This window comes from Reichenbachiella carrageenanivorans, from assembly GCF_025639805.1.
Lineage (GTDB): Bacteria > Bacteroidota > Bacteroidia > Cytophagales > Cyclobacteriaceae > Reichenbachiella > Reichenbachiella carrageenanivorans.
In genome coordinates this window covers 4,245,698-4,266,516 of record NZ_CP106735.1, presented here as the reverse complement: position 1 = coordinate 4,266,516, position 20,819 = coordinate 4,245,698, and the positions used below count along the sequence as shown (strand labels likewise).

Here is a 20,819-nt window from a genome sequence, read left to right as displayed (position 1 = left end):
CAATCACTGTGACGAACGCCGAAATAAAAAACAAACTCAAACTTGCCGCCAAACTCATGGAACTTCATGGAGAGAATCCATTCAAAACCCGGAGTTATCAGACTGCCGCAGATACCATCAGCGGATTGGATGTGGAGCTGAGTACATTGGCTACGGACGACATCCCCCAAATAGAAGGCATTGGCAAAGGCATGGCAGCCAACATCGTACAGCTGTTGGAAAGAGGTTCGTTCGAAAGTATGGATCAGCTGAAGGCAGATACGCCAGAAGGTGTCATTGAGATGTTTAAAATATCAGGGTTTGGCCCAAAGAAAATCGCAGTACTTTGGAAAGAAGGTGGAGCAGAAACGCTCGAAGATTTGCTCGATCTCTGTGCGCAAGGCCGAGTAGCCAAACTCAAAGGGTTTGCTGAAAAGACACAGGAGTCATTGAAGCATGCCATACAGTTTGCACTTAGCTGCCGGGGCTTTGAGCGCTATGCTAATGTGGAGCCTTTTATGATCCACATTTTAGCAGCTTTCGAAAACCAACCGACAATTACCTTGTTTTCTGAAACGGCCGAATTGCGCCGTAGAATGGAGACTATTAGCCGTTTGGATTTTTTGATCGCTTCTGATGATTTTGAAGCGACTCGGCAGGTGATCAATCTCCTTCCTGATTTTATGGAAAATGAAAAGCTTTCTGGGCCGTTTAGTTGGTACGGCATTTATGGTAAGTGTGACATTCCTGTCAAAATTCGCTTTTGTGCTACGGATCGGTTTTACAATACATTGGTGGAAACCACGGCCAATCCAAAGCATCTCCATGCGCCGCTTGATGGGGGCAAGACCCTGCAAGCCGTGGTAGACGAAAAGACATTCGAATCCGAAGCGACTATATACAAGGCGGCAGGTTTGGCGCTGATGGTGCCAGAGCTTAGAGAGGGGAGTTTCGAAATTGACCTAGCTAAGCAAAACAAACTGCCCGAACTAATAGAAATGAAAGACCTGAAAGGTATTCTGCACAATCATTCCACTTATAGTGATGGCAAACACACCTTGCGGCAGATGGCGGAGCATTGCAGAGACCTAGGGTATGAATATTTGGGTATTACCGATCACAGTCAGACGGCTGTGTATGCCAGTGGTTTGAAGGATTTTGAGGTGAAAGCACAGCAAGAAGAAATCAAAAAACTGAATGAAGAATTAGCTCCGTTCAAGGTTTTTTCAGGTATAGAATCGGATATTTTGGCGGATGGATCGCTCGATTATCCAGAAGAGATTCTGGCTAGTTTCGACTTTATCGTGGCCTCCGTACACTCTGGGCTCACCATGGATCAGACCAAAGCCACCAATCGTCTACTCGCCGCCATTCACAATCCACACACTACGATTCTGGGACATATGACTGGCCGGTTGATTTTAGAACGTGAAGGATATCCTGTAGATCACAAGGCCGTGATCGACGCTTGCGCGGAACGGGGCGTAGTGATCGAGATCAACGCCAGCCCGTATCGGCTAGATATCGATTGGAGGTGGATTCAGTATGCCTTGGAAAAAGGCGTAACCCTAAGCATCAACCCTGACGCACATAAGATGGAGGGCTACAAGGATATGTATTATGGTCTGCTGGCTGCTCGCAAAGGGGGGCTGACTAAAGCTCATTGCCTCAATGCGATGAGTCTAAAGGAGATTTCGAGCTATTTTGAAGGGAAGAAGAAATGATTTTTATATTACCACAAGAGCGCTTAAACTCTGATCTGTTATGATGATGAAATTAAACCCATGAAGACCCTCTACCTCGTTCGGCATGCCAAGTCCAGCTGGAAAGATGCCAGCTTGCGCGATAGAGACCGCCCGCTCAACAAACGAGGAAAGCGGGACGCTCCCCGAATGGCCGATGTGCTCAAAGAAAAAGTGAATTGTCCAGATGTATTTGTGAGCAGTCCGTCTCGCAGGACACAAGACACTGCTGTTAGTTTTTTGCATGTATATGGCAAGTTGATAGCTGATTTGGAGTTGGAGGAAGCCCTATTTCATGGCGATGAGGGTGACATGGCATCAGTGATAGGCCGCTTGGACAATGGGCATCAATCGGCGATGCTATTCGTTCACAATCCGGGCATTACCGACTATGCCAACGAATTGGCGAAAGTCAGTATTTTTAACATCCCCACTTGTGGAGTGGCGGCCATAAGCCTCGATACAGACTGCTGGTCGGAAGTAGGCAAGTGCCCTGCCGAGATGCTTTTTTATTATTATCCGAAAGGATTAGATTTACAATTCTGAGCCTTAGGGCACTACCCATCCCCAAAACTAAGACTGCCGGTGTCATACAATGACATCTGGTCAATAAAGACTTGTTTTAAATTTCAAAAACCAAAAAAAAACTATGGCTTACAAACCATCAGAAGACAGATACAAAACCATGAAATACCGACGCTGCGGCAAATCAGGGTTGTTGTTGCCGGCTATCTCGCTAGGGCTCTGGCACAACTTCGGACATGTAGATGAATATGAAAACGGTAAGAAAATGATGCAGTATGCCTTCGACCAAGGGATTACCCATTTCGATTTAGCCAACAACTACGGCCCGCCTCCGGGGTCGGCAGAGGAGAACTTTGGGAAGATGCTCAAAGAAGACCTGATGTCCTATCGGGATGAGATGATCATTTCGACTAAGGCTGGCTATCACATGTGGGAAGGGCCATATGGAGACTGGGGCAGCCGAAAATACATCCTGTCGAGTCTGGATCAGTCCTTGAAAAGAATGGGGTTGGAGTATGTGGATATTTTTTACCACCACAGGCCAGATCCAAATACGCCGATAGAAGAATCTGCTTTGGCGTTGGATCATGCCGTGAAGCAAGGCAAGGCCTTGTATGTGGGTGTGTCCAACTACAAGCCTGAGCAAACGGCCGAAATTGCTAAGATTTTCAAGGAATTGAAAACGCCTTTTGTGATTCATCAGCCCCGATATTCGATGTTTGATCGTTGGGTAGAAGATGGGTTGCTAGATACGCTGGCGTCGCATGGCGTAGGCAGTATTGTCTTTTCGCCGTTGGCACAAGGGCTATTGACCGACAAGTATTTGAAAGGTATTCCTAAAGATTCGAGAGCGGCCAAAGACTGGGGCTTTTTGAAGTCTGATCATATCACCGAGGAGAAAATCAACAAGGTGTTGGCCTTGCAGGAAGTTGCAGAATCGAGAGGGCAAACCATTTCGCAGTTGGCTATTGCTTGGCTACTGAGAAATGACGTAGTGACTTCCGTACTGATCGGAGCCAGTAGCGTCGAACAGTTGAAGCAGAACTTGGCTAGTATCGACAATATTGCGTTTAGTCAGCAAGAGCTTGATGAGATAGAAAAGATTTTGAAAGGGTGAAATTAAAAATGGCCTTGAGGAAACTCAAGGCCATTTTTGTTACTCCTCTATCCTCATATCATCCGACAGCTCATTGTCGGGTTTCACTACGTTCACAAAGTCATTGGCGAGGAGCAGATCTTCGCATTTGCCTATGGCGCTGGCGATGCCTTGAGCGGGTTTGTTGGCTTTGATGCCTTGGATCACGAGGCCGAGCACTTCGTTCCAGTCTTCTTGCTCTATTTTGGCATTGATACCCGAGTCGCCCAGTACTTGTACTTGGTGTTCGAGCTCGCTGATGTAGATCAAGATGCCAATTCGGTCAGTGGTGTTGAATATTTCTTCTTGCAAGAATATGTCCCGAGCCTTGGTGAGTACGCGATGCGACACGATCTCATCTGGAGTGAATGACACCCGCAGCGTGTGTATAAAATAGGGGATCGCAAAGCCTATGGCAGTAGTGCCTATAGCTGTCAGGCAAATGGTCATGACGCTCACCGAGGCAGGCAAGAGCCATAGATACGAGAGGGTAGCGATCAGTGTCAGGAAGATCGCCCCGAAAATGCTGGATAGTTTCCAACAAGCCATCAAATAGCTGTCGCTTTCTCTCGCAAAATACACCACCATTTCGCCAGCTGTTTTTTGCTCTAGCGCTTGTATGGCCTCTTTTACTTGTTTTTTATCTGCTTCCGAAAATTCGAATTTCTTTCTCATATCTGTTGGTTTTGGCTATAGCCAATATTTTCTATTTTTTTTGATCTGATGTCGGTATGGAGGCATTAGGAGCTGCGCATGGCGTATCTCCACTACCAGCCTCCAGAAGCACCGCCTCCGCCGAATCCGCCGCCTCCACCAGAGAAGCCTCCAAATCCACCACGGCCTGAGGAGAATCCTCCGCCAGAGCCCCCGTAGTAACCTCCACCGCCTCTTCCACTAGAGTTGCCAAACAGCATCACCAGAGAAACGACGAGCGAGATGATGCCCATCAAGATATCGGCGAAAAGGAAACCGAGTAGAATGGCAATCGCGATCGCAATTGCATATTTTATAGATGATTTTTTAATCATCGACTTGATCACACTGAGCGCGATGACTCCAAAGACCATGAGCCAAATCGACATCCGCTTGCCAGAGCCTTGGGGTTTGTGGTTGGCTTGGGTCACGGCAGGCAAGTCCTCGCCATTGATCAGATTGATAATAGCATCTAGGCCACCATTGATACCAACGGCAAATTGCCCGTGTCTAAATTCTGGTGTGATGATGTTTTCAATGATGCGCTTGGCATAGATGTCGGGAATGGCTCCTTCGAGGCCGTAGCCTACGTCTATTCTGAGTTTTCGGTCGTCTTTGGCGATGATCATCAAGACGCCATCGTCTACGCCTCCACGGCCGATTTTCCACTTTTCGGCTACACGAATGCTGTATTGTTCGATTTCTTCCGGGGCGGTAGTGGGCAAGATCAGTATGGCTATTTGGCTGCCTTTTTCCTGCTCGAATCTGGCGATTTTATCTTCCAGATATTCAAGATTATTGGATGAGATTGTTTGTGTGAGATCGGTTACTCGCTGCTTGAGTTCAGGTACGGGCACATAGTCTTGGGCAATTGTAAGATTGCTGAGGAAAATGAAACTAATAGCTACGAAAAGAGTTTTTATATTCTTGATTTTCATTCCAGCTAAAGTAGTAAATTTGAATTTTAACCTTGACAATTATGAACAAAAAGACTTTAATAATACTCGGAGTACTCGCATTGGTCGTGATATGGATGTACAGCTCCGTGACCGGAAAATACAACGCCATGGTGAGCATGGACGAAGGCGTGACTGCGCAGTGGGCCAACGTAGAGACGCAGTACCAAAGACGTGCAGATTTGATTCCTAATTTGGTGAATACCGTGAAAGGCTATGCTGCTCACGAAAAGGAGACTCTAGAGGGCGTGATTGCTGCAAGAGCTAAAGCAACCAGCACCACGATAGACCCTAGCAACTTGAATGCGCAGTCTATGCAGCAGTTTCAAGAGGCACAGAGCGGCTTGTCTTCGGCACTATCTAGACTATTGGTGACGGTAGAGAAGTACCCTGATTTGAAAGCCAACCAAAACTTTTTGGAGCTACAGGCACAACTAGAAGGTACAGAAAACAGAATTGCGGTAGAGCGTAGAAGGTTCAATGAAATCGTACAGAGCTATAATACACTCATTCGAAGATTTCCTAATACGATTTTTGCAGGCATGTTTGGCTTCGAAAAGAGAACCCCATTTGCCGCCCAAGCGGGTAGCGAAAATGCACCGACTGTAGAGTTTTAATACAAGATATTTTTTTATATGAAAAGGAGTTCAATTGAACTCCTTTTCTATTTTAGTCGTTTCAGCTTTTATGGCTACTTTTTCAGATATCATCCATGGAGACCAACCCGTATTGGTCGATTTTTATGCCGACTGGTGTGGGCCTTGCCAGCAGATGGCACCCGTACTGTCCGAACTCAAAGGCGAGCTCAATGGGCAGGCACAAGTCATCAAAGTAGATGTAGACAAAAATCAAAAAGTGTCTCAAGTCTATCAAATCCGTACCATACCCACCATGATCCTTTTTAAGAAAGGGAAAATCCTGTGGCGGCACTCAGGTACAGCCACCAAAGCACAACTGAAATCCGTGATAGCGGCTCATCAATGAGGTATTGGCTTACGATATTCTGCCTAGTCCCATTTACCCTGCAGGCACAAGACGACAAATCGGACAAGCAAGAAGCGAAGTTTTATCGAATGGTAGACGGCTTGCTGGATCATGCTGTGGAGGAGGTAAAGGTGCAGGATGGTATTCCCGAAAATGCTGTATTGCTCGATGCCAGATCTGAGGAGGAGTATAAGGTCAGTCACTTGGCGCATGCGCGATGGGTCGGGTATGATGATTTTGATGTGCGTACCATATTGGACGTAGACAAGAATGCCGAGATATTGGTGTACTGCTCGGTAGGATACCGCAGCGAGAAAGTAGCGGAGCAACTAAAATCGGCAGGATATACTAATGCCAAAAATCTCTACGGAGGCCTATTCGATTGGGTGAATCATGGTCTGCCAGTCGTGGACAGTCTCGGACATCCTACGCAGCAAGTACACGGATATAACCTCCTATGGGGTAGGTGGGTCACGAAAGGGGAAGTGGTCTATTAGATGAGCACCCCTTCATAGGTCACAAAAGGGAGTTGAACCTGTATGATGCGCTTTAGTGCCTTTCACTTTAGCTTCTGCAAGCCTCCATTAGCTACTAGATTCAGACAAAATTAAAAATCAAAGAATGCACCAAAGCTGATGCGCTGAGCAGAGCGGCCTTGCGTGATTTCACTGGTCATGTAGCCATCGATATCTATGCTGCCCGTGTAGATCAGGGATCTATTGCCCAAATTGTATTCTATACCTAAGGTCAGACCAGGGGTAGGGTCGTACATGAGGTTGACGACTATATAGCGATGATCGAGCTCTATTTTGGTGTTGGTGGCGGGATAGTCGTTTGGCCCGATTTCCAATTGTGTGATTTCTGGAGTGAGGAAATTTGAGATGCCTACCACGAAATTGGCATGCCAACGCGAATCAAAGAAATGCTCATAGCTGACCCAGCCTCCTAGCACAGGGGCGGTGGATATGCTACCCGTTCCAGTAGGTACGCCATCGTAGTTGCGCCCTCCAAATGAGGCCAAGTAACTGGCGATGCCACGGCCTCCGACTATCTGAAACTGCAATGGATTTTTACGATCGGCATGCGTATGGATATAGCCAGATAACGCAGCTCCATAGCCAGATTTGGAAATATTGGTACCCGAGTAGTCGTAGGTGAGGTTGCGATAGATCGCGGCGAGTCTGAGGTAGCCAAAGGTCATTTCTTTTTTTGCCGCACCTACAAAATCGGGCATCACAGGGTAGGAGGCAGATATGTCAGGTTCTATTTCTTCGTTGAAGGTAAACTCAGCTCCTGGGTTTTCTATGCCTATCTCAAACAACCAATGATTTGGATTTTTGAAATAAAATTTGATCTGTGTCGATCTTCGCCAAACGCCCGAAGGAGGGCCGTCCCAGTCGAGGACATTGGGCCAGATGTCTTTGTCTCCAAAGAAACTCCAGTCCTGTCCAATGTGTAGAAATTTATAATCTAGCCAAACATTCCGCAATCTGAATCTACCATCTCCTCCCCAGAAGTCGCCTTCCAGATAGCCTACAAAATCACTCGTGGCAGTTTTTCGTTTGCTCCATATTCGCAGCTGTGTTTGATACATGTCCATTCCGAATCGATTGCGGTTGTCATGGCCCCATACGTCGATTTGTCCTACGTTGAAGGTCTCTTGGTTTTGTAGACCACCGGAGAGGTCATAGATGCCGTTGAGTTTGGCTTTTACCAATAAAAATCCTTCCCATGCAGGCTTGTCGTCTACTTGGTTAGTAGATTTCCAGCTGAGTACGGGTAGTTTGGCAAATTCGACGACTTGTGTATCGTATGTTTTACCTGAAGTAGATTGAGCGTAGGTGCTACAGAAGGAAGCCAAGAACAAGATAGGCAGGAGGTACTTCATTGGTTTTTAATCTAAGCTACTTCTTTTGGAGGAAAATCAAAAAATCACTTGTTTATCTAAAATAGATGAATTTCTATAGATTTGCCACAGCTCATGTGCAAATGGCCTTGTAGTTCAATGGATAGAATAGAAGTTTCCTAAACTTTAGATCTAGGTTCGATTCCTAGCAAGGCCACCAAGTATACCTGTCAAAGGTCATGTATTCTGATCACTTGTCTTATGTTTGGATAAGGGTGCAATCTGCTGCTTGTCAAAGGCAGATACGGTAATTATAGAAATCAACAAACGATCTGCTGCAATCCGAATGAGCGAAATGTCCACGGATATAGGTTTATTCAAAAAAAAAGAGAAGTACCAGCTAGTACTTCTCCTCTGTGTATCAGGTATTTAATACAGTAGTGTGCCTATTTGAGAAACTCATCTTGGTACTCATCCACATTGTTTTTGTCTACATAGATGGGTGTGAGCAAATAGCTATCGATAGAGTCGCTTCCTACTGAGGTTTTCTGGAGGCCTTTGGTTTTTTGATTATTGAGCTTGGCCATTGTCAATTCCACCGTCTTAATCGCAAGCGGTGCAATGGGCTTACACACGGTCATATTTTGAATGTCTTTTTTCAGTTTGATGGCTGTGGCAGTAGATGGGTCTTGACCCGTCATATAAATTTTGGTAAACATAGCCGAGTCGCCAGTGTACTCCATAGCGGCGTCGTTGAACCAATCGATGGCAGAAAGCATACCGTCGATTTTGCTAAAATCTGGGCCGACTTCATAGAGCTTCATAAGGGCGCTTACATCCGACCACGTGTCTAAGACTAAATCATCTACAATCGTGATCTGTCCTGATTTGACCAAGGGATCTAGCACCTCCAAGTGTCCTTTTCTGAATTGCACAGCATTATTGTCTGCTACAGGGCCATTCATCATCAGAATATTTCCTTTCTTCACATTGTCAATCATGGCTTGCGCTTGCATTCGCCCTACTTCAAGATTGTTGTACGAGACATATAAGTCTACACGAGGATCGAGTATCAGGCGGTCATAGGCGACTACTAGGATGTCATTGGATTTGGCAATGTCTAAGATGGCGGAGGACTTACGTCCGTCTACGGCAATAACCACAAAAACTTTGACTCCTTCATCTGCTAGCTCTTGTGCCTGGCTGACTTGCTTTTCTAAGCTGGAGTGAGCCACTTTCACGATGACTTCTATTCCATTCTTTTTGAATTCAGAGGTGAGCTGACTAGCATCCACTTCCCACCTTACACTTGCGAACTGATCGAATAATAAACCGACTTTAAGGTCTTGCCCAGTGGCTAGTTGGGTTGTGAATAATAGAATTAAGTAAAGTATTCCTGTCTTTCTCATGCTGTATGTATTTATGCTGATTTGTATTCATGCTATTTAATGGGAAATATACAAGTAAGATGGGAAGTAGGATTCTTAAATCTAAGTAATTTATTGTAAAGTGTAATAGAGTTTGCGGTAGATTTATTCAAGCCACCTAGGTAAAAACAAACTTAATTCAGGAATGTAAGTCACCAATAGTAATACGATCACCATAGCGATAAAGAGAGGAATGAGTGGCTTGATTACTTTTTCAAGTGAGACGCCAGCGACACCTATACCTACAAACAATACTGAGCCTACAGGTGGGGTACAGAGTCCAATACATAAATTCATGACCATGATAATCCCAAAATGAACAGGGTCAATACCAATAGCAGTAACTACAGGAAGAAATATGGGTGTGAAAATTAGTACAGCTGGAGTCATGTCCATAAATATCCCTACAGCGAGAAGTAGAAGATTGATAAGCAATAGAATCACAATAGGGTTGTCAGATACACTGAGCAATCCGGCTGTCACAGCCTGTGGGATGTCTGCATAGGCCATGACCCAAGACATGCTCATAGAGCAAGCAATAAGCAAAGCGACTACGGCAGTGGTGCCTACAGACCCAATGGCAATTTGTCTTATTTTTTCTAGCGTGAGCTCTTTGTATATCATCGACAAAATGAAGGTGTAAAGTACGGCTATGCCAGAGGCCTCTGTGGCGGTAAATATGCCAATGACGATGCCTCCAATAACTACGACGAGCATCATCAAACTAGGTAAAGCATGAATGAATGTGTTGAAAATATGACCAAGTGTGGATTTTTCCCCACGAGGGTACCCTTTTACTTTTGCATACACCGCAGCTACGATCATAAGAGCGAGTCCCATAAGCAGTCCAGGTATATAACCCGCCAAAAACAAAGCGGCGATAGATACGCCACCGCTTGCCAGCGAATATACGATCAGGATATTGGAAGGGGGGATCACAAGACCCGTGGTAGACGACACGATGTTTACCGCCGCGCTATACGATTTCTCATAGCCTTCTTTCTCCATTCTTGGCCCCAATGTGCCACCAATAGCGGATACTGCCGCCATGGCAGAGCCTGAAATAGCACCAAAAAGCATGGCACCAATGATGTTGACATAGGCCAATCCGCCAGGGAATGAGCCTACCAGTGCTTTGGCAAAAGCGATGAGCCGATGAGCGATACCGCCCTGATTCATAATCTGCCCCGCTAGGATGAAAAACGGAATGGCCAGCAAAGAAAAACTATCCAATCCAGTAGCCATGCGCTGAGCGATGGTGGTGAATGCCGGCATGGCGTCGATATTGACCAAAATGGTCACCAAAGAGGCCAATCCTACACTATAGGCTACTGGTACTCCTGCGATGAGCAGAAGCAAAAAACTAATGACGAGGGCGTATACTTCTAGATTATCCATTTTTTGGTTTTAATAGATTGAACAAATCAGATAAGGAATAATAAGAGATAAGTATTCCGCTAAGGGGCAAAGCCAGATAGACATAGCCTAGTGATAGTTGCATGGCAGAGGAAGTCTGTCCCAGTTCAAAAGAGATGTAGACTAGACGTATGCCTCCAATGATCAGTACTGCAAGGGCAAATACCAAGACCATGATTTGTATAAACACCTGTTGCCAATGCTTTTTACGGTCGTCTAGTTTTCGTTCGAGTAGTTCGATAGATACATGCATGCCTTTGCCCGAAGCATAGGCGGCACCCAAAAGTCCAACCCAGATGAGCAGATAGCGAGACAATTCGTCGGTAAATGCACTTGGATCATTGAGCAAGTATCTGGAGCCTACTTGCCAGAGGACATTGAGAACCATGAGCCCGAGCAGTGCGCTGAGTACGGTTTCCAGAGTTTTGTCTAAGGTTTGTCTAAAGTCCATTATTTCGGAGTGTTTGCTGCTTGTTGTATTTTTTCAATCAATTCGTAGAGTACAGGATCGTCTTTGAATTCATCATAAAGTCCTTTTACTTTCTCCTGAAAAGGGGCTTTGCTTGGGTAGTATACTTTTACACCCGCTTTTTGTACCTCAAAAAGGCTTTCCTTGACGGAGGCCGCCCAGGCTTGTTTTTGAAAATCTACGGAGCGATCTGCGGCTTCCTGTAGCCAACTTCTTTGCTGCTCATTGAGGCTACTCCATAGGTATGTGCTCGCGATCAATACATCAGGAAGTGTGGTGTGCTCATCTATCGCATAGTGTTTGCAAATTTCGTAATGTCTAGAAGTATAAAAGCTGGGGGGGTTGTTTTCTGCTGCATCTACTACGCCTTGTTGCAGGGCAGTGTATAGTTCGCCGAACGATACAGGAGTAGGAGAACCTCCTAAAGCCCGTACCATATTGAAGGCAGATTGACTGTTCATTACTCTGACTTTGAGTCCGGCCAGATCATCGGGTGTTTCTATGGGAGCCTCTTTGGAGTAAAAACTCCGGCTACCTGCATCATAAAAACAAAGCCCTCTGAGCCAGTATTTTTCACCTTTAGCCAATAGGCTCTTGCCAATGGGGCCTTGCAGGACATTCCACGTATGTGTGGAATCTGTGAAAAGGTAGGGCAGGGTGAGTACTTTGAATTCGGGTACGAAATTCTCAATTGCTCCGGCAGAGACTTTGGTCATGTCGAGACTGCCGATTTGTAGCAGTTCCATCAAGTCGCGCTCTTGGCCGAGCTGGCCGTTGGCGTAGACGTCCATAGACATCTGGCCATCTGAGATTTCGTGTAGTAGCCGAGCCATTTCAAGGATGCCCAAGTGCACGGGGTGCGATTCGTTGAGCCCATGAGCCAGTTTGAGCACGCGCTCTTTTTTGGCTTGTCGGCATTGTGTCATCCCCAAGCAGAGCGTGAGGATGAAGAATAAAAAGTAGCTTCTGACCGTCATTATAAATTAGTCTTGTTCGAATTCAAAGTAGTTTTTGGCATTGTGGTAACAGATGTCGTTGACCATGCTGCCTAGCCACTGGATGTCGTTGGGCAATTCGCCGTTGACCACATCAGTGCCTATGAGGTTGCACAAGATCCGTCTGAAATATTCGTGTCTAGGAAAAGACAAGAAGCTTCTGGAATCTGTAAGCATGCCTATAAACCTACTCAATAAACCCATATTAGAAAGCGAATTCATCTGATTTTCCATGCCTGTTTTTTGATCCAAAAACCACCAGCCACTACCAAATTGGATTTTGCCAACAGTTTTGCCATCGTTGAAATTGCCCGCCATGGTAGCCAGTAGGTCGTTGTCTCTCGAATTGAGATTGTAGAGGATCGTTTTGGCGAGTTGATCGGTGTTGTCTAGGTTGTTTAAAAAACGAGAGATTCTATCTGCTTGATCGAAATCACCCATAGAGTCGTAGCCCGTGTCTGGCCCCAGTTCACGCAAGGCCCTTTCGTTGTTGTTGCGCAGGGCGCCGAGATGAAACTGCTGTGCCCAGCCTTTGGTGTGGTACATTTTGCACAGCTCGGTGAGTATATAAGCTTGCAGATCTTCTACCTCTGCTATATTCAGATTTTTCCCCTCTAGGATAGATTTGAAGTTTGCGTCTCTGTTTTTTTCTTTAGGGTTCAAATAGGGCAATTGGTTGAAGCCCAGATCAGAGATCCTTCCGCCTATGTGGTGAAAGTGATCGACGCGCTGCTGCAATGCCTCCAGCAAAGTGTCTAAGTTTTGGATAGTAATACCTGCTGCACTTCCTAGTTTTTCAAGATACGACAAATACGACTTTGGATCACCCAAGCCTAAGGCTTTGTCGGGTCGGAAGGTAGGATATACCTTCACGGCCATCGATTGCTGTTGGATTTGCTGATGATACGAAAGATCGTCTGTCGGGTCGTCTGTGGTACATAGTAGCTCCACCTTTCTGCTTTTCAGCAATCCTTCACAGCTGTGTGATTTTTGCTGGAGCTGACGGTTGACCTCTTGATAAATTTCCTTTGAAGTATCAGGCGAAAGCAAGGTGGAAACACCAAAGTACCGCTGAAGTTCGAGGTGCGTCCAGTGGTAGAGCGGATTGCGTAGCGTATAGGGTACAGTCTTGGCCCATTGCTCGAATTTATCCGCATCAGATGCGGATCCAGTAATGTATTTTTCGTCGATGCCATTGGCACGCATGGCGCGCCATTTATAATGATCGCCATGCAGCCAAGCTTCGCTGATGTTTTCAAATTGATGATCTTTAGCGATCAGCTCAGGACTCAAGTGATTGTGATAGTCTATGATGGGCTGATCCTTAGCAAAATCATGATAGAGTGCTTCGGCTATCTCATTGGATAGTAGAAAATTGTCTCCTAGAAATGACTTCATGCTTCTTTAGATTTTTTGATTCCCAGTTCTAATCCCCTCAGTTCTGCCAATCCTCTCAGTCTCCCAATGGCGGAGTATCCAGGGTTGGTTTTTTTAGTGAGATCATCTAGCATTTTGTGCCCATGATCTGGCCTGAATGGCATACGTAGGTCTTTGCGTCCTGTCGCTATGCGTTTGTCTTGCTCTGCTATCAGTGCTTTCATCACACCAAACATATCTACGTCGCCATCGAGGTGATCTGCTTCGTGAAAATTACCCAAAGCATCCCTTTTGGTGGCTCTCAGGTGAATGAAATGAATGCGATGTCCAAGGCGTTTTACCATGCCTACGAGATCATTGTCTGCTCGCACGCCGAAAGATCCTGTGCAATAGGTGAGGCCGTTGTTTGGGCTGTCTACTGCCGCATATAGATCCAATATGTCCTGCTCTGTACTCACTACGCGAGGCAGTCCCAGAATAGGGAATGGGGGATCATCCGGATGGATGCACAATAACACACCCGCCTGTTCGGCTATAGGTACGATTTCGCTCAAAAACGAAAACAGATTGGCCTTGAGTTGTGAGGCATCTACTTTGTCGTAGGAATTTAGTACTTCTTGAAACTGAGTAAGGGTGTATCCTTCCTCAGCGCCAGGTAGCCCTGCGATAATGTTTCTGACGAGTTTTTCAATATCATCATCAGACATAGATTCATGGTATTTTTTTGCAGCACTTTGTTGCTCCGCACTGTAGCTGTCTTTGGCGCCAGGACGTTTCAAAATATGTATCTCAAAGGTAGCAAAGGCCGTGATGTCAAACCGAAGTGCCGTAGATCCATCGGGTACAGCATAATCTAGGTCTGTTCTAGTCCAGTCCAATACGGGCATAAAGTTGTAACATACCGTGTCGATTCCGCAGGTTCCGAGGTTGGCCAGTGTTGTTTTGTAATTGTCAATGTAAGTCTGGAACTGACCGCTTCGCTTTTTAATATCCTCGTGTACGGGTACACTTTCTACTACGCTCCAAGTGAGTCCTGCGGCTTCTATTTCAGTTTTTCTTTTCTGAATTTCTTCAACCGTCCATATTTCACCATTGGGTATGTGATGTAGGGCGGTTACGATACCTGTAGCGCCGGCTTGTCTGATGTCTGAGAGGCTTACTCCGTCATTAGGGCCATACCATCTCCATGTTTGTTCTAATTTCATCTCTAATTTCAGGTTTAAATTAAACTCCGCTAAATGCGCTAAATCCTCCATCTATAGGAATAGTAACTCCCGTCACAAATGACGATCCACTGCCGCAGAGCCATTCGAGTGTGCCTGTTAGATCCTCAGGCTCTCCGAATTTTCCCATGGGGGTGTGTTCGATGATCGTGTTGCCACGAGGAGTGAGGCTGCCGTCTTCTTCGGTCAATAGTCTTCTGTTTTGTTCAGTTAAGAAAAAACCAGGAGCAAGCGCATTTACTCTGATACCTACCTTCGAGAAATGGACAGCTAACCATTGCGTAAAGTTGGATATGGCTGCTTTGGCGCCACTGTAGGCTGGTATTTTGGTGAGTGGCGTGAAGGCATTCATCGACGAGATGTTGATGATGGTACAGCCAGTTTTGTTGAGCATGTCCTGTGCAAAAATCTGACAGGGCAGGAGCGTGCCTATAAAGTTGAGTTCGAAAACAAACTTGATGCCTTCTGGGTCGAGGTCGAAGAAGGTAGTCATTTCCTCGTTGCTTTCTAGGTCGGCAAGTTCGAAGTGCGTTTTGCTCGTGGTGCCTTTGGGGTGGTTTCCGCCTGCACCGTTTACTAAGATATCGCAGCTGCCTAGCTTTTGATTGATTTCTTCTTTGGCTTTGACCAAGCTTTCTTTGTTGAGTACGTTGGCTTCTACACCAATGGCTTTCCCTCCCTTTTCAGTGATGACGTCAGCTACTTTTTGAGCATTTGATTTGTTCAAATCCAAGATGGCTACTTGGCATCCAAGGGTGGCTAGGTGTTCGGCCATAGTGCTGCAGAGCACTCCTCCGCCTCCAGTAATTACAGCAACTTTGTTTTCCAATTTCTTCATGAGTGTTAGTTTGTGTGTACGTTAACGCAATTCTTTCTAAAAAAATCCTTTATGGAAGAAGGATGTTGATGCGTGTTCGTTACCGCATCTGTGGCAAATGTAGCATAATGAATTCAGATATAGTCGAGGATGGTCTTATTTTTTCAATTTGTTAATTTGAATGGAATATTCAAATGTTGAGCATTAGTTGTCTGCTTTTGCATTAAATGCTAATAAGGATTGTTCGATGTGTTGGCGCATTTGAAGCTCTGCTTTTACTTCATCTTTACTCTCCAGAGCTGCTATGATGCTCAAGTGCTCGGGTAATGTCTCCTCAGGCTGCCTAAGTAATCCAGCCTGAAATGCTTTCAGATGAATGTTACTCAACATTTCTAAATGTGCTATTGCTTTATTTCCACTCCATTCAAGAATATAGGCATGAAACTCGCGATCAGCTGAGGCGTATGCTTCAATGTTTATGTTTTTTTTGCCTACGAAATTGGAAAAGCATGCTTTCAGTATTTGAATCTGATCGTCGGTAATGTGGCGAGCGGTGAGTCTGGCCGAAAGCCCTTCGAGTACAGCTCTGCATTCAAACACATCTTTGACTTCGTCTAGGTCTACAGATTTTACATACATACCTCGTCGTGGAATACTCTCTACAAGCATTTCAGACTCTAGGCGTTGTAGGGCTTTGAGCAATGGGCTTCTACTCACGCCCAATTCTGCAGCTAATTTTTCTTGAATGATTTTCTGACCTTGTTGAAGTTCTTGGTCAAATATCATTTGTTTGACTGCAGTATATACTCGATCTACTAATTCTAAATGTTCCACCAGTTTGATAGGCTAAATAATATTTTGTGCAAGATATGAAAAATTCAATTTCTAAAATTGAATTTTGAATTCAAAAAACAAAAATATAGATTTGCTCAAGTCTCTATCATAGTCATCAATGAGTTTTCATCAAATCAAGTGTCGAATCTAAAAAGAGTGAGTAATTAAATGTTGGATCTTTCAAAATATATCGTACATGATCTCACGCATACACTGAGTGATAAAATTGCTGGTTTCTCAGAGAAATCAGCTTGTACCATGTCGGTAGAAGGATGGAACGCCAAAACATTGACCATCTACTCGCATGCAGGTACACACATGGATGCTCCATTTCATTTTGAGGTGAATGAGATCACGATTGATCAAATAAGACCAGATCAGCTGATGGGTAGAGCGTGGGTACTAGATGTGCCAGTTACGAAGCCTAGCCAATTGATTCATCTGGAAGATGTGGAGAAACAGGTGGTCAGTGTTGAAATTGGGGATAGTTTACTTTTTCGGACGAATTGGTCTAGTAATTATGAACAAGCCAATTATAAAACAGAGCTACCAAGGCTGAGTAAAGAACTGTCGGAGTGGTGTGTGGAGAAGCAAATCAAAATGATAGGAGTAGAGCCGTTGTCTGTGGCAGATGTGGGTAACCTTGCAGAGGTAACGGAAATCCATCAGCTATTGTTAGGTGGTGGTATTACGATCATTGAAGGAGTCGCTGGTTTGGACAAAATCATAGCCCCAGTAGTCTATCTGATCGCATTGCCTCTTAAAATAGGCCATGGAGATGGTGCCCCTGCTAGAGTGATTGCCTTGGAAGAAAAAGCATAAGCGGGTGTTTAATTAAAAGTTAGAAATTTTCATAAATAAGACATGTTAGCTAATACATTAGAATTACTGAAATCGGCTCAAAACGGAGGATATGCCTTGGGTGCTTTTAATATTTATAATATGGAGGGACTGACAGCAGTCATTCAAGCAGCCGAAGTACTTAATAGTCCTGTGATGGTTCAGTTGCATCCGATCACTATTGAGTGGAACCAGGGGCGAATTGTCCCAGCCTGTATCGAGGCAGCCAAAGCAGCTGAGGTGCCTGTTTCTATACATTTAGATCATAGCCAGAGTGTAGCCGCTATAGATGTGGCATTACAAAAAGGGATGAATTCGATCATGGCTGATGGTTCGGATTTGTCATTCGAAGACAATTTAAAGTTTACTAAATCGATAGTAGATAAAGCTCGACAGTTTGGAGCGATCGTAGAAGGAGAGTTTGGAAAATTAGCAGGGGAGGAAGATGGCTTGTCTGTAGAAGTTTATGAAGCTAAAATGACTAATCCTGATTTGGCTGCAGAATATGTGCTTAAAACGGGTGTAAGTAGTTTGGCTGTATGTATTGGCAATGTGCATGGCAAATATGCCAATGAGCCCAATTTGGATTTTGAAAGACTAAAAGCGATTAGAAAAAATGTAGACGTGCCTTTGGTTTTGCACGGAGCTTCTGGAGTGCCTGCCGATATGGTACGAGAATCTATTGCCTTGGGCGTTTGTAAATTTAATGTGAATACAGAAATTCGGACGGCCTATATGGATGCCGTACGCGAAGTCATAACCAATAGCATGAAGCCCGATGTGATGCCTATCATCCAGCTTGTGGTAGAGAGAATGACTGAAGTGATTAAGCAAAAGATTGTTTTATTTCAGTCAGATGGCAAAGCATAAAAAAAGTCTAGTGCCTAGCGTATTGTCTCCAAGGCACTAGACTTTTCATATTGTGATTATATCAACAAACCGTTGTGAGCAATGTTTTATTTATAACTTAAAATCAAAGCGACCCATCTTCCTCTGGAATAAGCTGTGATATCCCCTTCTGGTATTTTACCATTGGTATGTGAATCGAACGCGATGGAAATGTTGTCACCTGGTTTCAATTTTATTTTTCCATAGACCAATTCCTTAGTTTCAAACTTTTTATCAGTCGTTGGGTTTTGTACAGTGGCTAGGAGTTTCCCATTTTTATACAACTTGTAAGTTGATTCACCATCGTCTTCGGCTATCGTCTGGATAGAGGCGAGATATACATCAGCAGTCCCTTCATAGGTATATTCAGCCAGTGAAAATTGATTTTTGTACGTTGCCGCATTAATCGCGAGTGCATTTCTTTTGACATCCTTGTAATAAGGTATATACCCCCTGTCAGTAGATGGACTGAAGTCCTCCAAGGCTGATAAAACTAGCGGAGGCAACTGCTGGGAAAATGAGATTTGATAAATGAACAGAAAGATAAGTAGTATGTTTTTTTTCATGATTTGTTTGTAGTGGTGAAAATTCAATTGATGATAGATAGTTTTCATTTGTTAGTGAATATTGTGCATTTCACTGATAATCAATCTTTTATATGTGATTTGTATTAGCAAATCCTGACATTATTTTCAGTGCTATTGTAAATCTAATTAAAATGTTTATTTTTGAATACAAAATACAATATGCAAAAAATCATTCAACATAGTGATCTGAGCAAGCCAGTTTATCAAGAGCTCAAGTCGATGATACAGGAAGGGAGGTTGCTCCCTGGTCAGAAGCTTATTCAAGAGCAATTGGCTGTGCAGCTAGGGGTGAGTAGGACGCCTCTACTCAAGGCATTGCAGCACTTGGAGCATGAAATGCTGGTCGAGAGTATTCCGCGTAGAGGGATGTATGTGCGAGAGATTTCTGTCAAAGAAATGATTGATGTATATGACTGTAGAGAAGCAGTAGAATGCTTGGCCGTGAAGCTGATCATTGAGCGATCTAGTGATGAGGAGTTGGCGGAGCTATTACAGGTATTTGCCCCCTTCGAAGGCATAGCTCATATTGATGCAGATAAGTACCGCAAGGCTGATGAGAGGTTTCATGACTTGATAATAGAATTATCAAAAAACCCAGTTTTAAAAAGAATGTCTGGCGTAGGTGATGTACATAAGCGAGTCTATCAGTTTGGATTGATAAGAGAGCCGAAGGACACGCTTGCGGAGCATATGAAAATATTGGCTGCGATCTCAAGTCGGGATGTAGCAAGGGCGGTTCATGAGATTCGTAATCATATAGCATTATCAAAGAATATTTTATTGGAAAAACAAAAAAGTAAAAATGACAAATTATAAAATCGCCGTGATACCAGGAGATGGAATTGGGCATGAAATCGTTCCTGCTGGGCTTGAGGTATTGTTGGCCGCAGGCAAAAAATATGGGTATTCGCTTGATACAGAAAATTTCAGCTATGGTGCTGGTTATTATTTAAAGCATGGCAAGTTTATGCCTGAAGATGGGCTGGAGAAGCTCAAGGCATTTGATGCAGTTTTTTTTGGTTCAGTAGGTTTGCCTGGTGTAGACGATACTTTGCCTGCCAAAGATTATACTTTCAAGGTGAGGACTTCTTTTCAGCAATATGTGAACTACCGTCCGGTAAGAGTCTATCCTGGCGTGACAAGCCCACTCAGATCCACCACACCTTTTGACTTTGTGGTGGTAAGAGAAAATACCGAAGGTGAGTTTGTGCAAATTGGGAACCAATACCTGCCAGACGAAGAAAATGGCATGGGTGTAGATACTAGTATTTTTACTAGAAAGGGAATCGAAAGAATCGCACATTATGCTTTTCAATTAGCAAGAAAGAGAAGAAAGAAAGTAACCCACGTGACCAAATCAAATACTTTGATCAATAGCTTGTCTTATTGGGATAGAGTAATCAAAGAAGTAGCAGCTCAGTACCCTGATGTGGCACATGATCAAATGTACATAGACAATGCGAGTGCTTCATTTGTACTCAAGCCAGAGGTGTTTGATGTGGTACTTACTACCAATTTATTTGGAGATATTCTGAGTGATTTGGGTGGAGCTATTATGGGGAGCTTGGGTCTTGGTGGCGCTGGCAATATCAACCCAGAAAAAGACTTCCCCTCTATGTTTGAGCCGATACATGGATCAGCACCAGATATAGCAGGTCAAAATATAGCCAATCCATTAGGGCAGATTTGGTCGGGAGTTTTGATGTTGGAGCATCTGGGTGAGCACGAGGCCGCTGCCGGAATCATGGCAGCAGTGGATCGCACCACTACAGGGGGTGTGTTGTCTGCGGATCTGGGTGGCACAGCCAAGACAGATGAGATAGCTCAAGCGGTGATTGCTAACCTTTGAGATAAAAGACAGATTGAGTACTTAGTAAGTAATAGGTTTTGAATGGCATGATACCAATATCTTTTGGTTTTCTGAATGAATAAACGATTAGATACGATTTGATTTAGTGAAGTATATTTAGGTTGTTACATTGGAAAATTGCCATTCATTTCTTTATATAAGAAAGAATCTACTCATATCAGCTATATCATAAATGGTTCTCGGGGCTAGCCCACGAGGTGTTAACTTTCTAATCGG

The 20,819-nt window shown here is 44.4% G+C and carries 22 protein-coding genes and 1 tRNA gene; 11 read left to right on the top strand and 12 right to left on the bottom strand.

Annotated features, from left to right (window positions below):
* Positions 1–8: 8 nt before the first annotated feature.
* The 3 genes from N7E81_RS17245 (at position 9) to mgrA (ending at position 3,363) form a co-directional block, all read left to right on the top strand.
* Positions 9–1,703 carry a PHP domain-containing protein gene (locus N7E81_RS17245; protein WP_263050844.1) on the top strand — a complete coding sequence of 565 codons (1,695 nt, stop codon included), beginning with the start codon at positions 9–11 and terminating at the stop codon, positions 1,701–1,703.
* 60 nt (positions 1,704–1,763) lie between these two features.
* Complete coding sequence (locus N7E81_RS17240; RefSeq protein WP_263050843.1) at positions 1,764–2,267, top strand: SixA phosphatase family protein; 504 nt, start codon at positions 1,764–1,766, stop codon at positions 2,265–2,267.
* A gap of 103 nt (positions 2,268–2,370) precedes the next feature.
* Positions 2,371–3,363, top strand: a complete 993-nt coding sequence (gene mgrA, locus N7E81_RS17235) for an L-glyceraldehyde 3-phosphate reductase (RefSeq protein WP_263050842.1) — start codon at positions 2,371–2,373, stop codon at positions 3,361–3,363.
* A 39-nt stretch (positions 3,364–3,402) separates the two neighbouring features.
* On the opposite strand, the gene N7E81_RS17230 is transcribed toward mgrA, so the two are convergent.
* Both N7E81_RS17230 and N7E81_RS17225 read right to left on the bottom strand, forming a co-directional pair.
* Positions 3,403–4,056, bottom strand: coding sequence for a TPM domain-containing protein (locus tag N7E81_RS17230; protein WP_263050841.1), 654 nt, complete (start codon positions 4,054–4,056; stop codon positions 3,403–3,405).
* A gap of 92 nt (positions 4,057–4,148) precedes the next feature.
* Positions 4,149–5,012: a TPM domain-containing protein gene (locus tag N7E81_RS17225; RefSeq protein WP_263050840.1), complete on the bottom strand. Its 864-nt coding sequence runs from the start codon at positions 5,010–5,012 to the stop codon at positions 4,149–4,151.
* Between the two features lie 41 nt (positions 5,013–5,053).
* Here N7E81_RS17225 and N7E81_RS17220 point away from each other — a divergent pair, with 41 nt between their 5' ends.
* From N7E81_RS17220 to N7E81_RS17210, 3 genes are read left to right on the top strand one after another with little or no spacing between them, the layout of a single operon-like run.
* The gene (locus tag N7E81_RS17220; protein ID WP_263050839.1) at positions 5,054–5,647 is read left to right on the top strand and encodes a LemA family protein; all 594 of its coding nucleotides are present in this window, start codon (positions 5,054–5,056) and stop codon (positions 5,645–5,647) included.
* 34 nt (positions 5,648–5,681) lie between these two features.
* Positions 5,682–6,014 (top strand): thioredoxin, encoded by a 333-nt coding sequence (gene trxA / locus N7E81_RS17215; RefSeq protein WP_317624053.1) that lies wholly within the window; start codon positions 5,682–5,684, stop codon positions 6,012–6,014.
* The gene (locus N7E81_RS17210) at positions 6,011–6,511 is read left to right on the top strand and encodes a rhodanese-like domain-containing protein (protein ID WP_263050838.1); all 501 of its coding nucleotides are present in this window, start codon (positions 6,011–6,013) and stop codon (positions 6,509–6,511) included. The genes trxA and N7E81_RS17210 overlap by 4 nt, the downstream gene beginning before the upstream one ends.
* Before the next feature lie 110 nt (positions 6,512–6,621).
* On the opposite strand, the gene N7E81_RS17205 is transcribed toward N7E81_RS17210, so the two are convergent.
* Positions 6,622–7,902, bottom strand: a complete 1,281-nt coding sequence (locus tag N7E81_RS17205) for a hypothetical protein (RefSeq protein WP_263050837.1) — start codon at positions 7,900–7,902, stop codon at positions 6,622–6,624.
* A gap of 103 nt (positions 7,903–8,005) precedes the next feature.
* Here N7E81_RS17205 and N7E81_RS17200 point away from each other — a divergent pair.
* A tRNA-Arg gene (locus tag N7E81_RS17200) sits at positions 8,006–8,080 on the top strand.
* Between the two features lie 226 nt (positions 8,081–8,306).
* Here N7E81_RS17200 and N7E81_RS17195 read toward each other — a convergent pair.
* From N7E81_RS17195 to N7E81_RS17160, 8 genes are all read right to left on the bottom strand, one after another.
* Complete coding sequence (locus tag N7E81_RS17195) at positions 8,307–9,269, bottom strand: substrate-binding domain-containing protein (RefSeq protein ID WP_263050836.1); 963 nt, start codon at positions 9,267–9,269, stop codon at positions 8,307–8,309.
* A gap of 123 nt (positions 9,270–9,392) precedes the next feature.
* The gene (locus N7E81_RS17190) at positions 9,393–10,685 is read right to left on the bottom strand and encodes a TRAP transporter large permease (protein ID WP_263050835.1); all 1,293 of its coding nucleotides are present in this window, start codon (positions 10,683–10,685) and stop codon (positions 9,393–9,395) included.
* A complete protein-coding gene (locus N7E81_RS17185) occupies positions 10,678–11,154 on the bottom strand; it encodes a TRAP transporter small permease (protein ID WP_263050834.1) in 477 nt (158 codons plus the stop codon). The genes N7E81_RS17190 and N7E81_RS17185 overlap by 8 nt, the downstream gene beginning before the upstream one ends.
* Entirely contained in the window at positions 11,154–12,149 is a 996-nt protein-coding gene (locus N7E81_RS17180) for a TRAP transporter substrate-binding protein (RefSeq protein ID WP_263050833.1), read from the bottom strand. Before N7E81_RS17180 ends, N7E81_RS17185 begins: the two co-directional genes overlap by 1 nt.
* 6 nt (positions 12,150–12,155) lie before the next feature.
* Positions 12,156–13,565 (bottom strand): glucuronate isomerase, encoded by a 1,410-nt coding sequence (gene uxaC / locus N7E81_RS17175; protein WP_263050832.1) that lies wholly within the window; start codon positions 13,563–13,565, stop codon positions 12,156–12,158.
* Positions 13,562–14,749 (bottom strand): mannonate dehydratase, encoded by a 1,188-nt coding sequence (uxuA, locus tag N7E81_RS17170; protein WP_263050831.1) that lies wholly within the window; start codon positions 14,747–14,749, stop codon positions 13,562–13,564. Before uxuA ends, uxaC begins: the two co-directional genes overlap by 4 nt.
* A gap of 19 nt (positions 14,750–14,768) precedes the next feature.
* The gene (locus N7E81_RS17165) at positions 14,769–15,605 is read right to left on the bottom strand and encodes an SDR family oxidoreductase (RefSeq protein ID WP_263050830.1); all 837 of its coding nucleotides are present in this window, start codon (positions 15,603–15,605) and stop codon (positions 14,769–14,771) included.
* 183 nt (positions 15,606–15,788) lie between these two features.
* The gene (locus tag N7E81_RS17160; protein ID WP_263050829.1) at positions 15,789–16,418 is read right to left on the bottom strand and encodes a GntR family transcriptional regulator; all 630 of its coding nucleotides are present in this window, start codon (positions 16,416–16,418) and stop codon (positions 15,789–15,791) included.
* Positions 16,419–16,586: 168 nt separating this feature from the next.
* Between N7E81_RS17160 and N7E81_RS17155 the strand changes: the two genes are divergently transcribed.
* Both N7E81_RS17155 and N7E81_RS17150 read left to right on the top strand, forming a co-directional pair.
* A complete protein-coding gene (locus N7E81_RS17155; RefSeq protein WP_263050828.1) occupies positions 16,587–17,240 on the top strand; it encodes a cyclase family protein in 654 nt (217 codons plus the stop codon).
* 42 nt (positions 17,241–17,282) lie between these two features.
* A complete protein-coding gene (locus tag N7E81_RS17150; RefSeq protein WP_263050827.1) occupies positions 17,283–18,128 on the top strand; it encodes a class II fructose-bisphosphate aldolase in 846 nt (281 codons plus the stop codon).
* A gap of 86 nt (positions 18,129–18,214) precedes the next feature.
* Here N7E81_RS17150 and N7E81_RS17145 read toward each other — a convergent pair whose 3' ends face one another.
* Positions 18,215–18,712 carry a hypothetical protein gene (locus tag N7E81_RS17145; RefSeq protein ID WP_263050826.1) on the bottom strand — a complete coding sequence of 166 codons (498 nt, stop codon included), beginning with the start codon at positions 18,710–18,712 and terminating at the stop codon, positions 18,215–18,217.
* Positions 18,713–18,892: 180 nt separating this feature from the next.
* Here N7E81_RS17145 and N7E81_RS17140 point away from each other — a divergent pair, with 180 nt between their 5' ends.
* Both N7E81_RS17140 and N7E81_RS17135 read left to right on the top strand, forming a co-directional pair.
* The gene (locus tag N7E81_RS17140) at positions 18,893–19,549 is read left to right on the top strand and encodes a GntR family transcriptional regulator (RefSeq protein WP_263050825.1); all 657 of its coding nucleotides are present in this window, start codon (positions 18,893–18,895) and stop codon (positions 19,547–19,549) included.
* Complete coding sequence (locus N7E81_RS17135) at positions 19,536–20,582, top strand: tartrate dehydrogenase (protein WP_263050824.1); 1,047 nt, start codon at positions 19,536–19,538, stop codon at positions 20,580–20,582. The genes N7E81_RS17140 and N7E81_RS17135 overlap by 14 nt, the downstream gene beginning before the upstream one ends.
* The last annotated feature ends 237 nt before the right edge of the window (positions 20,583–20,819 follow it).